13 protein-coding genes are annotated in these 13,072 nt (G+C 58.4%); 7 read left to right on the forward strand and 6 right to left on the reverse strand.

What is annotated here, in order from left to right:
* The first annotated feature begins 280 nt into the window (after window positions 1-280).
* A complete protein-coding gene (locus tag RIB87_RS02685) occupies window positions 281-1,081 on the forward strand; it encodes a DUF1295 domain-containing protein (RefSeq protein ID WP_350143225.1) in 801 nt (266 codons plus the stop codon).
* Window positions 1,082-1,086: 5 nt separating this feature from the next.
* Here RIB87_RS02685 and ldtR read toward each other — a convergent pair whose 3' ends face one another.
* The 4 genes from ldtR to RIB87_RS02705 form a co-directional block, all read right to left on the reverse strand.
* Window positions 1,087-1,605: a transcriptional regulator LdtR gene (gene ldtR, locus RIB87_RS02690; RefSeq protein WP_350143527.1), complete on the reverse strand. Its 519-nt coding sequence runs from the start codon at window positions 1,603-1,605 to the stop codon at window positions 1,087-1,089.
* Between the two features lie 330 nt (window positions 1,606-1,935).
* Window positions 1,936-2,826 carry a 3-hydroxyisobutyrate dehydrogenase gene (gene mmsB, locus RIB87_RS02695; RefSeq protein ID WP_350143227.1) on the reverse strand — a complete coding sequence of 297 codons (891 nt, stop codon included), beginning with the start codon at window positions 2,824-2,826 and terminating at the stop codon, window positions 1,936-1,938.
* A 30-nt stretch (window positions 2,827-2,856) separates the two neighbouring features.
* Window positions 2,857-3,906 (reverse strand): enoyl-CoA hydratase/isomerase family protein, encoded by a 1,050-nt coding sequence (locus tag RIB87_RS02700; protein ID WP_350143229.1) that lies wholly within the window; start codon window positions 3,904-3,906, stop codon window positions 2,857-2,859.
* 4 nt (window positions 3,907-3,910) lie between these two features.
* Entirely contained in the window at window positions 3,911-5,050 is a 1,140-nt protein-coding gene (locus tag RIB87_RS02705; RefSeq protein ID WP_350143231.1) for an isobutyryl-CoA dehydrogenase, read from the reverse strand.
* A gap of 267 nt (window positions 5,051-5,317) precedes the next feature.
* Here RIB87_RS02705 and RIB87_RS02710 point away from each other — a divergent pair, with 267 nt between their 5' ends.
* From RIB87_RS02710 to RIB87_RS02725, 4 genes are all read left to right on the forward strand, one after another.
* Window positions 5,318-5,599, forward strand: a complete 282-nt coding sequence (locus RIB87_RS02710) for a TMEM165/GDT1 family protein (RefSeq protein ID WP_350143233.1) — start codon at window positions 5,318-5,320, stop codon at window positions 5,597-5,599.
* Between the two features lie 73 nt (window positions 5,600-5,672).
* Complete coding sequence (gene hemB, locus RIB87_RS02715) at window positions 5,673-6,734, forward strand: porphobilinogen synthase (RefSeq protein WP_350143235.1); 1,062 nt, start codon at window positions 5,673-5,675, stop codon at window positions 6,732-6,734.
* 1 nt (window position 6,735) lies between these two features.
* Window positions 6,736-7,224, forward strand: coding sequence for an SIR2 family protein (locus RIB87_RS02720; RefSeq protein WP_350143237.1), 489 nt, complete (start codon window positions 6,736-6,738; stop codon window positions 7,222-7,224).
* Between the two features lie 155 nt (window positions 7,225-7,379).
* Window positions 7,380-8,198, forward strand: a complete 819-nt coding sequence (locus RIB87_RS02725; protein ID WP_350143239.1) for an alpha/beta fold hydrolase — start codon at window positions 7,380-7,382, stop codon at window positions 8,196-8,198.
* A gap of 326 nt (window positions 8,199-8,524) precedes the next feature.
* Here the strand turns inward: RIB87_RS02725 and RIB87_RS02730 are convergent, their stop codons facing one another.
* The gene (locus RIB87_RS02730) at window positions 8,525-9,406 is read right to left on the reverse strand and encodes an NAD(P)-dependent oxidoreductase (protein WP_350143241.1); all 882 of its coding nucleotides are present in this window, start codon (window positions 9,404-9,406) and stop codon (window positions 8,525-8,527) included.
* A gap of 158 nt (window positions 9,407-9,564) precedes the next feature.
* On the opposite strand from RIB87_RS02730, the gene RIB87_RS02735 reads away from it, so the two are divergent.
* Both RIB87_RS02735 and RIB87_RS02740 read left to right on the forward strand, forming a co-directional pair.
* Window positions 9,565-11,985: a penicillin acylase family protein gene (locus RIB87_RS02735; protein ID WP_350143243.1), complete on the forward strand. Its 2,421-nt coding sequence runs from the start codon at window positions 9,565-9,567 to the stop codon at window positions 11,983-11,985.
* 42 nt (window positions 11,986-12,027) lie between these two features.
* On the forward strand, window positions 12,028-12,546 hold the full coding sequence (locus RIB87_RS02740; protein ID WP_350143245.1) for a MarR family winged helix-turn-helix transcriptional regulator: 519 nt from the start codon (window positions 12,028-12,030) through the stop codon (window positions 12,544-12,546).
* 6 nt (window positions 12,547-12,552) lie between these two features.
* On the opposite strand, the gene RIB87_RS02745 is transcribed toward RIB87_RS02740, so the two are convergent.
* Window positions 12,553-13,035, reverse strand: coding sequence for a flavin reductase family protein (locus RIB87_RS02745; RefSeq protein WP_350143247.1), 483 nt, complete (start codon window positions 13,033-13,035; stop codon window positions 12,553-12,555).
* Window positions 13,036-13,072 lie beyond the last annotated feature (37 nt).

The raw sequence follows: 13,072 nt of genomic DNA on the forward strand, positions 1-13,072 counted from the left end.
GCAAGTCTGGTGCAAATGCGCGCCTACAGGACGACAGATCACAACGTGCTTCAAGACCCCCAAAAAATCAGCCGGTCAACAACCGGCACTGCGCCACAGGATACTCCCCCAAGCCCCTGAAACAGCACCAAAAAACTCTAGCCTGCTTTGAAAGACCGGGCTAGGCCCCGCCTTCAAATGTTTGTTACGCTCAAAAGCGACCGGCACCAGAAAACACGTCGGCATTCAGGGAGACCGCAGCGCTGTTCGCGCGCGGTGAAAAACGAAAAGGCGCCCGCTTTTGTCAGGCATCGACCTTATCCTGCTCAACGTGGCAGTCATGGCCGCCACCGTGTTTGTACTGTGGCTCATCAGCCTTCGCCTTGCTGACGTCAGCTTTGTTGATGCGTTCTGGCCGGTCGGCTTTGGCGTGGTGGCCTGGACCACCTGGTTTGCTCTGTCGCCTGAGCACCCCCGTGCCATGCTGCTGCTTTCCCTCACGTCACTTTGGTCCATCCGCCTTGGCACCTATCTGTTTGCCCGCTGGCTGGGTGAACCCCACGAAGACAAACGCTACCAGGCCATGCGCCGCAAACGGCCACACTTCAAATGGCAAAGCATTTATGTGGTGTTCGGGTTGCAGGGCGCGCTCATTGTGATAGTCGGCGTGCCCGTCATCTTTGGCATGGCCAATGCCAATGCGCCGCTGGGTGTGCTGGATGCGATTGGCGTCATCGCGTTCACTGCAGGCTTTCTTTTTGAGTCGATCGCTGATGCACAGCTTGCCGCCTTCAAGCGCGATGAAGCGAATAACGGCAAGGTGCTGGACACCGGACTATGGGCCTGGACGCGGCACCCCAACTATTTTGGCAATACACTCATTTGGTGGGGCCTGTTCGCAATCGCCGTCGCTGACCATACAAACCTGTGGACCCTGATAGGCCCCGCCATCATGACATGGCTCATCATCAGGGTATCAGGCGCGGACCTGCTTGAGCGCGGGCTTCAAAAGTCGAAGCCGGGATACGAAGACTATGTCGCCCGCACGCCCAAGTTCATCCCCCGCCCGCCGCGCAAAAAACGCACGCAGCACGCGGGATAAAACCACTACAGCCGGTAGCGAATCTGATCCGTCCAGAACCGTTCAAGACGACGCAGTGCCGTGTTGACCGTTTCAAGGTCATCTGCACCCACTTCGCCAACCGGGGTGAGCGACAGCAGATGACGCTCATACAGCTCATCCACCAGTTCTTTGATTTCCTGACCCTTGCCGGTGAGGCTCACGCGCACTGAGCGACGATCCGCTTCAGATCGCTTGTGATGGATGTATTTAGTATCCACCAGCTTTTTCAGATTGTACGAGACGTTGGAGCCAAGGTAGTGGCCACGGGTGCGCAACTCACCAGCGGTCAACTCGGCATCACCGATGTTGAACAGCAGCAGCGCCTGCACGCTGTTGATTTCATCACAACCGATGCGGTCCAGCTCATCCTTGATGACATCCAGAAGGCAGCGGTGCAGCCGCTCAACGAAGGTCAGCGTTTCAAGATAATGCGCCTTGAGAACCGATCCATCGGCCTCGCCCGCAACGGCAGTATTCTCTTTAAGAGCGACAGCAGCATTCATGCTCATAAAACTTCTCCCGGCTTCTTCATTCGCTTGTTCGCCGATATACGCCCCGCCTCTTTCTGGACGGGAATTACCTCGAACACGGACTGAACTTTAGCCGCCCCACCTTAATGAAGCGCGAAGCTGCCGCTGCAATATGCTTAAAACTGTAGGTAATTTTTAGCGAACAAAACCAGTGGCTTAGGCGCTATTTTGGCACGCCCGTAACAGCCCCGTTCAACGCCCGTTCAGCCACACACGGCCTTCCGCCTTGGGTGCGATAGTTACGTGTGTGTTAACGCCAAAAGCAAACGGGCTAACAGAGTCTGAAAACGCACGGCGCGCGGCTCAAATATCGCCCCGCAGCAATTTAATTATTCCGGAAAAATCAAGCCCGTCCTTGCCCGCAGCCTCCATCAGTCCGTACAGCGAGGCCGCTTCGTTGCCCAGCGGCGTGGGTGCCTTTGAGCCTGCCGCCGCCGCCTGCGCCAGCCGCAAATCCTTAAGCATCATCGCCGCCGCAAACCCCGGCTTGTAATCATTGTTGGCAGGCGACGCAGGCACCGGCCCGGCCGCCGGGCAGTAGCTCGTCATCGACCAGCACTGGCCGGACGCTGTGGACGATATGTCAAAAAACGTCTGCGCATCCAGCCCCAGCTTCTCCGCCAGGTTGAAGGCTTCCGCCGTGCCGATCATCGAAATGCCCAGAAGCATGTTGTTGCAGATTTTCGCCGCCTGCCCGTTGCCCGCACCGCCTGCATGAAAAATGTTTTTGCCCATGTGTTCCAGCACCGGGCGCGCACGGGCAAAGGCCTCAGCCTCACCACCCACCATGAATGTGAGCGTACCCGCCTCAGCGCCACCGACACCGCCGGAGACAGGCGCATCCACCATGGCGAGCCCCTGCGCCTCAGCCATCGACGCCACCTTGCGCGCCGTGTCCACGTCAATGGTTGAGCTGTCGATCAGCAATGTGCCTTTGTCAGCCCGTGCAATCACGCCATTGGTACCGCCATACACCGCCTCAACGTGATGGCCCGCAGGCAGCATGGACACCACAACGTCAACGCCCGCCGCCGCATCACCGGCGCTGGCCACAACCGTCGCACCTGCATCGCGCAGCGCGCCGGTGGCCACCTCACTCAGGTCGAACACGCTCACATCGTGACCGCCTTTGAGTAGATTGCGCGCCATCGGCCCGCCCATATTGCCAAGCCCGATAAACCCGATTTTCGTCATATTATTTTTCCTTGCCAGCCTCAGCCAAGCTCAACCCAGTTCAATATCGCCACCCGGCAGCGGCGCAAAAATCGCGTCCACATCAGCGCGCGTCACAGCCTCCAGCGTATCCGGTTGCCAGTTGGGTGCGCCGTCCTTGTCAATGATCGTCGCCCGCACGCCTTCATAAAAGTCGCGCTGCGTCATGATACGCGACACGATGCGAAACTCCGTTGCCATGCAGGTACGAAAATCCGCGCGCACGCCCACGACCATCTGACGATGTGCCACCTTGAGGCTGGTCGGCGATTTGGTGCGGATAGTGGCCGCCTGATTCGCGGCCCACTCGCTGCCGTCGGCATCAAGCGCTGCCAGAATATCCTCTACGCTTCCGCCCGCAAACAATGCATCAATCTGCCGCTGCATTGCCGCGATCGGTGCCTCCCCCGTATCTTCTGAAAGGTCGCGATAATGGGCGAGCACACGGTCAACATCCGCGCCCGCAGCACACAGATCATCCATCAGCGCATCCAGCCTGACGCTGTCCACATACTGTGTGGCGATGCCCGCCACCAGTGCATCAGCCGCATTCAGCCGCGCACCCGTGAGTGACATGAACATGCCCATGCAGCCGGGCGTGCGCGGCAGAAAATACGTACCCCCCACATCCGGGAACAGACCAATGCCGGTTTCGGGCATCGCGAACTTGAGCCGCTCGGTCACCACCCGGTGTGATCCGTGTACGGAAAGGCCAACACCCCCGCCCATGGTGATGCCGTCCATCAGCGCGATATATGGTTTTGGATATTCTTTGATAAGCGTGTTGAGCTTGTATTCCTCTTCATAAAACCCAACCGCAAGCGCATTTCCCGATGTGCCCCAGTCGTAGAGCGCGCGAATGTCTCCGCCTGCGCAAAACGCCCGGTCGCCCTCGCCCTTCACAATGACGCGCTCAATCGCCGGGTCATCCGCCCACTGAACAAGCTGTGGGTGCAGCGCCCTTACCATGGTCAGCGTCAGCGCATTCAGCGCTTTGGGCCTGTTAAGCCTCACCACGCCCGCCGCACCCTTTACCTCAAACAAAATCTCGTCTGTGGACATATGCTTACTTACTCAGCATTTCGCGCGAGATGATGACGCGCATGATTTCGTTGGTGCCTTCAAGTATCTGATGCACCCGCACATCGCGCAGATGGCGTTCCAGCGGATAGTCCTTCAGGTAGCCATACCCGCCGTGGATTTGCAGCGCCTGATTGACAACCTCAAAACCCACATCGGTCGCAAAGCGCTTGGCCATGGCGCAGTGCTGGGTGGCGTCCGCTGCCTTCTGGTCCAGCTTGGTTGCCGCCTGCCGCAGCAACAGCCGTGCCGCTTCAAGCTCGGTCGCCATATCCGCCAGCTTGAATTGCGTTGCCTGAAACGCCGCAATCGGCTTGCCAAACTGTTGCCGATCCTGCGCATAGGAAATGGCCGTATCAAGCGCCACCTGTGCGGTGCCAATAGAGCACGCGCCAATGTTAAGCCGTCCGCCATCAAGTCCCATCATGGCAATCTTGAAACCGTCGCCTTCGTTGCCGATCAGATTTTCAACCGGCACCCGCGCATCCTCAAAAATGACGGCAGCCGTCGGCTGCGAGTTCCAGCCCATTTTCTTTTCGGTAGCCCCGAACGACAGCCCTGGTGTGTCTTTTTCAACCACGATGCACGACACACCGCCCGCACCCTCGCCGCCCGTGCGGATCATGCACACATACACGTCAGACGTGCCCGCACCGGAGATAAACGCCTTGGCTCCGTTGATGACGTAATGGTCGCCATCGCGCACAGCCCTGGTCTTGAGCGACGCCGCGTCAGACCCTGCGCCGGGCTCCGTCAGGCAGTAGCTGGCGACAAGTTCCATGGTGGTGAGTTTTGGCAGCAACTTGGCGCGCTGCGCGTCGTTGCCAAAGCGGTCGATCATCCACGACGCCATGTTGTGGATTGAGATATACGCCGCGGTCGATGTGCAGCCCTGGCTCAATGCTTCAAAGATCAGCGCCGCATCAAGCCGCGTCAGCCCGCTGCCGCCATACTCCTCGCCCACGTAAATACCGGCAAAGCCAAGCGCCGCTGCCCTGCGCATGGTTTCAACGGGGAAAATTGCCTCCGCATCCCACCGCGCCGCATGGGGAGCCAGCTCGTTGGCGGCAAATCCCTGCGCCGTTTCAAAGAACGCGCGCTGGTCTTCTGTCAGGGCAAAGTCCATGGGCACCTGTGCTCCCCATACGTTTCTTGTTCGCACCGGGTGTAGCTACGCCGCCGCGCGCCGTCAACGCGAGCCGTCGCACCGCCAACAATAACCATACCCCCCGCGCACCCTGCCGATGCGAGTGGACCCCGGTTCAAGTCCGGGGTGACGAGCATGGCTTAGGTTATCCCCGTTTTGTCATTCCGTGGCTTGACCATGAGTTGCCGAAACGAGCATGTGATCTGCCGGTCCGCACAACAGGCACAAATCTTCAGGAGAGTTCCCATGAGTCTTTATGCCGTTATGACCGTCTTCATCACGGTCTTTATGGCCGAGCTTGGCGACAAGACACAGCTTGCCTCGCTCTTGTTCGCGACTGACGAAAGCCTCAATCCTTGGCTGGTCTTCGCCGTGGCCTCTCTTGCGCTGACGGCTTCAACCGGTATTGCCGTGCTGCTGGGCGCATATGCAGCACGGTATATTGAGGTGGTGCCGGTTCAGTTGCTGGCAGGTGTCGGCTTCATTCTGATCGGTTGCTGGACGGTTTACGGACACTTCAAGGGCTGAGGCCAGGATCAACCGCATTGTCCAGCCTGTCTTCAACCTTGCCCAAACCGGGCCACGGACTTATTGAGTAATCATGAGCACAAAACGCGATCCGTCAAATATCGAAAAACTTGCGTCCAGCACCGCAGGCCCTGCCGAGCTTTTAGGCCCCGGCTACCCTGCCGCGCGCCCGCGCCGCAACCGCAAGAGCCACTGGACCCGCCGCCTGGTGGCTGAATCGTCGCTGTCGGCTGACGACCTGATCTGGCCGATTTTCATTATTGATGGCGAAAATACCCGCGAGCCTGTGGCCACCATGCCTGGCGTGGACCGTCTGTCGGTTGATCTCGCCGTTGAAGCAGCCGCGCAGGCCGCCGACCTCGACATTCCGGTGATCGCGCTGTTTCCCTACACAGAACCCGGCCTGCGCGATGAGCGCGGCAGTGAGGGTCTCAACCCGGAAAATCTCGTTTGCACGGCCACTCGCGCCATCAAACGCCAGGTGCCGGACATTGGCGTCTTGTGCGACGTGGCGCTGGACCCTTACACAAGCCACGGCCATGACGGGCTGATGGACGGCAACACCATTCTCAACGACGAAACCCTGAGTGTGCTGACCACGCAGGCGCTGGTGCAGGCCGATGCCGGATGCGACATCATTGCCCCGTCAGACATGATGGACGGCCGCGTCGGTGCCATTCGCAGAGCCCTCGAAGGTGCCGGACACACTGACGTGCAGATCATGGCTTATGCGGCAAAATATGCGTCCGCGTTCTACGGCCCGTTCCGCGATGCCGTTGGCTCGTCCGGCGCGCTCAAGGGCGACAAGCGTACCTACCAGATGGACCCGGCCAACGCGCTGGAAGCCCTGCGCGAAGTGGCACTCGACATCGAGGAAGGCGCCGACATGGTAATGGTCAAACCCGGAATGCCGTATCTCGATATTGTGGCGCGGGTCAAAGAAACCTTCCTGATGCCGACATTCGCCTACCAGGTGTCAGGCGAATACGCGATGCTCCAGGCCGCCGCCCTCAACGGCTGGCTGGACGGCGAGCGCGTGATGATGGAAAGCCTGCTGGCCTTCAAACGCGCCGGGGCCGACGGAGTGCTGAGCTACTTTGCCAAGGACGTGGCCGAGCGGCTGCGGGACGGCTAATGTGACCGACGAGAACTCTATCGACGGAAAGAAGTTCCGCCTATTTATACTTGGCGCCGGATTTTCAAAACCGGCGGGGATGCCACTCGCACAAGAGCTTTGGGAATTGATCCGTTCGAACGCATCGGGCGTTGGCGGCAGAGCTGAGAAATTTGACAATGACCTTTCTGCCTACATTGATTACGCGAAACGAACCAGCGGGAAACACCTAGAACTAGATGACGTCAATTTTGAGGAGTTTTGTGAGTTCTTAGACGTCCAGCATTATCTCGGCACACGTGGATCGCATACGTGGAGCGAAGCCGGAAATGAAACCACACTCATTATCAAAAATCAGATTGGACGCATTCTTTCACAGCGAATGGCCGACGGACCCGACAACTGGGATCTTTACCTCTCATTTGCGGAGCAGCTTGGTCCATCCGATACTGTCATAACCTTCAACTACGACACTCCGCTGCGTCGCCGCATGACTGCATCGAGCCCATAGTGAGCGACAATGAGTTATCGCTTGAGGGGCACGCTTCCAAGAACCTAGTATTCGGACCAAATTGGTCGATGGGCTTTGCAGTTGCAACTTTGCGCACGACCTCCCAGCGTATTCAACAACCTCAGGGATCACAAAGACAATTGGTTCTGCACTAGATGAAAAGTCTTTACCTTAAGCAGTATGACGCGATCATACGCTATCACCAGATACCAGGTAATGGTTCACCGCTGGTGTTTTTAGCTGGTCTGAATTTCTCCTCAACTGCCAACTTCATGGATATCGCAAGTCATCCACTCATACGTGAAAGAGGCGCGCTGTTAATCGATTATCTCGGCGCTGGTCATAGTGAAACGACGCAAAATATCAAATTGTCACTTCAAGATCACGCCTCAACCATAGCAGCGGTATTGGACAATGAAGGGCTCACGGATTGTGTTCTTGTCGGATTTAGTATGGGCGGAACAGTGGGGATCTTTCTGGCGAAGATGCGACCAGAGATCATCTCTCATCTCATTGTATTTGAAGCAAATATCTCGCCTGGCGGCGGCGACGGAACTAAGTTGATTGCTTCATATGATGAGGAGATTTTCGTTGCTTCAGTGTTCCCCGAGATACTGGCTGACTTCAGACGCAAAGCTGTAAAAGGGGATGTTGAATCTGCTATACTAGCAGGAGGTTGGGGGATTTCCGATCCGCGAGGAATTCATGCAAGTTCTGTTGCGCTTGTAGAACTTGATGACAACTTTGCGGCTAGCTACTTTGCCATGGATATGCGCCGAACATTCTTGGTCGGAGAACTTTCGCTCCCAATGAATAGCGAAGCCGCAAAACCGGATGCTCCTTTGCCGGAGGAATTGCGGACACATGGCATTGAAGTCATTGTCGTTCCCAATGTTGGACACTTGGGTATCTTGACCAAACCAGATTTGTTCACCGAAATTTTTGCCAATTGTCTTCGCAATGATGCGATCTGAAAACGTCTGTCTATTCAGTCTGATACCACTACCACCGTCACTGCCGAGAAGCATATTGCTAGTGGTGTCCGCTCCAACAAAAAATCTATCCCCGCCCCTTTGGACCACCCGTATCCTGTGCACAGCTTCGCGTTACAACCGCGCGGAGTGCGTGATGGGCCTGTCCCCGGCCTGCTGCGTGGGATGCGTTGCCATGGCGGTCTGACCGGACACGGACAACGGACATTCAGGACACGGACATACGGACAGGACCCGCTATGGCAGCGTTTCCCTCTTTTGTCCCGGCCCTTGCGCCAAACAGGTGGTGCGAGGCCGGTGAAACACGCCTAGCTTTTGGTGAGGCGGGCGATCAGGCTGGAGGTATCCCAGCGATTGCCGCCCATCTCCTGCACGTCTGCGTAGTAGCCATCGACGATTTGGGTGACGGGAAGATCGGCCCCATTGCGCGCCGCTTCCGCAAGGCAGATCGCAAGGTCCTTGCGCATCCAGTCAACGGCAAAGCCAAAGTCGAATTTGCCCTCGTTCATGGTTTCCCAGCGATTTTCCATCTGCCAGCTCTGGGCGGCCCCCTTGGAGATGACATCCATCACACCCGCCACATCCAGATCCGCCTTCTGGGCAAAGTGAATGGCTTCGGACAGGCCCTGCACAAGCCCGCCAATGCAAATCTGGTTGACCATCTTGGTCAGCTGACCGGACCCCGCAGGCCCCAGCAGGCGCGACTGCTTGGCATAGGCGGACATGATCGGTTCAGCGGTCTTGTAGTGATAGGGATCGCCGCCGCACATGATGGTCAGCTGGCCATTTTCAGCCCCTGCCTGACCGCCCGACACCGGCGCATCAATGGCACCAAAGCCGCGCTTGTCTGCTTCTGCCGCCAGTTCGCGGGCAATGTCGGCAGAGGCCGTCGTGTGGTCCACAAAGACCGTGCCTGGCTGCATGGTCTGAAACACGCCGTCCGGCCCCAGCGTCACCGACCGCAGATCATCGTCATTGCCGACGCAGGTGAAAACCACTTCGGCCTCAGCCGCCGCCTTGGCCGGCGTCCACGCACCAGAGCCGCCGTGGGAGCCCTTATAGGCTTCGCGCCACTGCTTGGCCTTGATGGTTGTGCGATTATAGACCGTGACCTGATGCCCGGCCTTCGCCAGATGCCCCGCCATGGGATAGCCCATGACCCCAAGCCCAATAAACGCAACACGTGCCATGTGGTATCTCCTACCGATTGCTCCTATGTGTGGAGCCGCTCATATGTATTGGGCGCACTAAACATGAAACCACTCGCGACCGGAATACACAGACCCGAACAAAGGACGTGGGGACCGGAACAAAGAACGAGTGTTTGGGGAGGCCGCAGGACATAACGATGACCATGACGATCAAGATACTTCGCTGGACAGCCATCACACTTGCCACGCTGGCCGTGGTGATTGGCCTGGTGGTCCTGCAGCTTCTCGGCCTCGCAGAGCGTGCCGTGCCGGACTATGCGGGCACCATGGACCTGCCCGGTCTGTCTGCCCCGGTCGAGGTCATCCGGGACGCACATGCCGTCCCCCACATCTTTGCCGAGTCGGACCCGGACGCAGCCTTCGCCCTGGGTGTGGCCCACGCGCAGGACAGGCTCTGGCAGATGGAACTGTTCCGTCGCGTGGTGCAGGGTCGCCTTTCAGAGGTATTTGGCTCCGCCGCCCTGCCCGCCGACCGGGTGATCCGCACACTTGATTTGTACGGGCACTCGCAACGCTCCCTTGATGTGCTGTCGCCGGAGCTTCGCACCGTACTTGATGGCTACGCGGCAGGCGTCAACGCCTATCTGGAAAACATGGACAGGCCGCTGCCGCCTGAGTTCCAGATGCTGTGGCATGAGCCCGAACCCTGGGCACCCGCAGACTCGGTCGGCCTTGTGAAGCTTCTTGCCGCGGGCCTGTCAGGTAATGCCTTCAGCGAGATTTCCCGCACGCGCCTGATGGAAGTGCTGGATGACGAGGCACTCAAGACCTTCGACCCACCCTACCCGGCTGACGCCAAACGCGCCGTGCGCGACATGGCTTCTCTTTATCGCACCCTGGGCCTTGAGCGCATTTTCGCAGCCATACCCGACACCGGCCCACCCGGCGCTTCCAACAACTGGGTGGTGGACGGCCAATGGACCAGATCAGGCAAGCCATTGCTGGCCAATGATCCGCACCTCACGATGCTGGCACCCTCCATCTGGTATGCAGCGCACCTGGATGCGGGCGATACCAATGTCATTGGCGCAACCATTCCCGGCATCCCCTCGGTCATTCTTGGCCGCAACAATCACATCGGCTGGGGCTTCACCAATACCGGGCCTGATACTCAGGACATGGCCATTGAGGAAGTTAACCCGGGCAACCCGGCGCAGTACCGCACACCCGACGGCTGGGCGGATTTTACGCTCCGCGACGAAACCATCCGCGTACGGTTTGGTGACGATGAAACAATAACCGTACGCGAAACCCGCAACGGCCCGGTGCTCGATACGATTGCAGAAACCTTTGAGGATGTTGTCGCCGACGGCCATGTCGTGGCGCTGAAATGGACCGCCCTTTCCAGCAGCAACACCACCATTGAAGCGGGTTATCGCTACACAAAGGCCAAAACGGTAGCCGAGTTCGACGACGCAACCCGGCTACAGATATCCCCCATGCAAAGCATGGTTGTGGCGGATGTGGACGGCAATATCGGCATGATCGCGCCTGCTGCCGTGCCCGTCAGAAGCCCGGCCCATGAGACCGGCGGCCTGTTGCCGTCAAAAGGCTGGAACGCTGACAACGACTGGACAGGCTTCATTCCCCATGAGGGACTGCCGCGTGTCATCAACCCCTCGCACGGCTTTATTGCGACCGCCAACAACAAGATCATCGCCGATGATTTCCCGTACTTTATTTCCGCAAGTTGGGATGCCCCCTACAGGGCCCACCGCATCGAGCAGATGATTGAGGCATCGCGCGCTCATGACGTGCAAAGTTTTGAGGCCATGCTGGCCGACAACAAATCACTGATGGCCGAGCAGATGCTGCCCTACCTGATCAGCGTTGAACCCGAAACCGATCAGATGGCGCAGGCACAAACCCTGCTGCGCAACTGGGATGCCACAATGGAAAAAGCAGGGCCCGAACCGCTGATTTTCCACGCCTTCCTCAAGCGCCTGCACACCCGTTTGTACGCGGATGAACTCGGCGACCTGGCGGACAGCACATCGCGGCGCCGCGAAGCATTTATATTCAACGCCATCGCCGCTGATCCTGTTACTGATCCCGCTGCTGAAAAATGGTGCGATGATGTACGCACCCAACAGCGCGAGCACTGCACCGACATTGTGCGCATGGCTTTCGCTGATGGTCTTGGCGACATTGCCGAGATGTATGGTGAGAAAATGGAAGACTGGTCATGGGGCGAGGCACACCCGGTGGTGCACAACCACCTGCCCATGGGCTTCATCCCCGGCCTGCGCGGCTTCTTCAACCTTGAGCGCCCCAGTGCCGGCGGCCCCTACACAGTCAACCGCGGACAGACCGGCTCCGGCAGTCGCCCGTTCGCCAATGTCCATGCGGCCGGCTATCGCGCGGTTTTTGACTTCGATGACCTGAACAATTCCGTGTACATCATATCCACAGGGCAGTCCGGCAATCCGGCATCCAGGTGGTATGACACGTTTGCCACCTTGTGGTCTGACGGCAGACATGTACCCATGACCACGGATCGGGCCGAGATTGAAGCAGGCGCGATTGGCACACTGTTATTGAAGCCCGCAGACGGATAACCGCGTTGCCCAAACACAGGTGATTGCGCCTATACTCACGACATGACTGACAGCAAGAATACCGCCCACGAGGGGCGCCCGGACAAAGCCAAACCAGCGGTCGCCCCGCAGCCGGGAGCGGGTGAGATTGAAGATGCGCTGGCATTTTCGGCTCTGTTGCAGGAGTTCGGACGGCTGTTATCGGGTGAATATGATCGCCGTATGCCCATGAGCCGGGGCCAGTCGGCGGTGGTGGCCCTGCTGATGGAACACGACGGCCGTACAGTCACCCAGCTTGCTGACGACCTGCAGCTTCACAAAGTGTCAGTTGGTGCCCATGTGGACGATCTGGCAAAACAGGGGCTGGTCGAGCGCCGCCCCCACCCCACCGACAAGCGCTCAAAGCAGGTGTGGCTGACGCCGTATTTTCATTCGGTCAAGTTTTTGGGTCAGGGCGTTTTCACCATGATCCATGCCCGCGCTATCGAAGGTATCAGCCAGCAGGACTACCGCCATGCTGTGAAAGTGCTGACTGTCATGCGCGACAATCTCAAACGCCTGAAGGACGAGACCGGCGGCTAGCTGTTGTCAGTCATCAATCGCTGCATATTTGCCGCGGAAGTAAAGCAGCGGCTCACCCGTTGTCGTCGCGGTGTGCCCCAGCACCCGCCCCACCAAAATCACATGATCGCCACCTGCATGACGATGCTCGACGGCGCATTCAAACGTCGCAAGCGCAGTTTCAATCAGCGGCATACCTGCAGCAGCACCCGATACATGAGCATGGTCTTCCAGGGAGTTTGCTCCCGCCCGCGCCATCTCCTGGCTCACGACCATGTCTTCAGCACTCAGGACATTGATCGCAAAATGGTCTGAGGCTTCAAAATCCGCAAACCGGTCAGATGATTTGTCGATGCACCACAACACCAAAGGCGGGTCCAGCGACACCGATGAAAACGAGTTGGCGGTGATGCCGACAGGCGCGCCATCCGCGCGCCGCGTTGTCACCACGGTCACGCCGGTGGCAAAGCAGCCAAGTGCGTTACGGAATTGTCTGGCTTCGTCAGTCATAAAGCATGTGCCTGCGTGAGAGGGATCGCCATGAAGT

This window comes from Pyruvatibacter sp., from assembly GCF_040219635.1.
GTDB lineage: Bacteria > Pseudomonadota > Alphaproteobacteria > CGMCC-115125 > CGMCC-115125 > Pyruvatibacter.

What these genes read in the sequence shown, in the direction of transcription:
- RIB87_RS02725 (WP_350143239.1), top strand. Translation starts at nt 7,380, where the DNA reads ATGAAAAGTCTTTACCTTAAGCAGTATGACGCGATCATACGCTATCAC.
- RIB87_RS02700 (WP_350143229.1), bottom strand. Translation starts at nt 3,906, where the DNA reads ATGTCCACAGACGAGATTTTGTTTGAGGTAAAGGGTGCGGCGGGCGTG.
- RIB87_RS02705 (WP_350143231.1), bottom strand. Translation starts at nt 5,050, where the DNA reads ATGGACTTTGCCCTGACAGAAGACCAGCGCGCGTTCTTTGAAACGGCG.
- RIB87_RS02710 (WP_350143233.1), top strand. Translation starts at nt 5,318, where the DNA reads ATGAGTCTTTATGCCGTTATGACCGTCTTCATCACGGTCTTTATGGCC.
- hemB (WP_350143235.1), top strand. Translation starts at nt 5,673, where the DNA reads ATGAGCACAAAACGCGATCCGTCAAATATCGAAAAACTTGCGTCCAGC.
- RIB87_RS02730 (WP_350143241.1), bottom strand. Translation starts at nt 9,406, where the DNA reads ATGGCACGTGTTGCGTTTATTGGGCTTGGGGTCATGGGCTATCCCATG.
- RIB87_RS02735 (WP_350143243.1), top strand. Translation starts at nt 9,565, where the DNA reads ATGACCATGACGATCAAGATACTTCGCTGGACAGCCATCACACTTGCC.
- ldtR (WP_350143527.1), bottom strand. Translation starts at nt 1,605, where the DNA reads ATGAATGCTGCTGTCGCTCTTAAAGAGAATACTGCCGTTGCGGGCGAG.
- RIB87_RS02745 (WP_350143247.1), bottom strand. Translation starts at nt 13,035, where the DNA reads ATGACTGACGAAGCCAGACAATTCCGTAACGCACTTGGCTGCTTTGCC.
- RIB87_RS02740 (WP_350143245.1), top strand. Translation starts at nt 12,028, where the DNA reads ATGACTGACAGCAAGAATACCGCCCACGAGGGGCGCCCGGACAAAGCC.
- mmsB (WP_350143227.1), bottom strand. Translation starts at nt 2,826, where the DNA reads ATGACGAAAATCGGGTTTATCGGGCTTGGCAATATGGGCGGGCCGATG.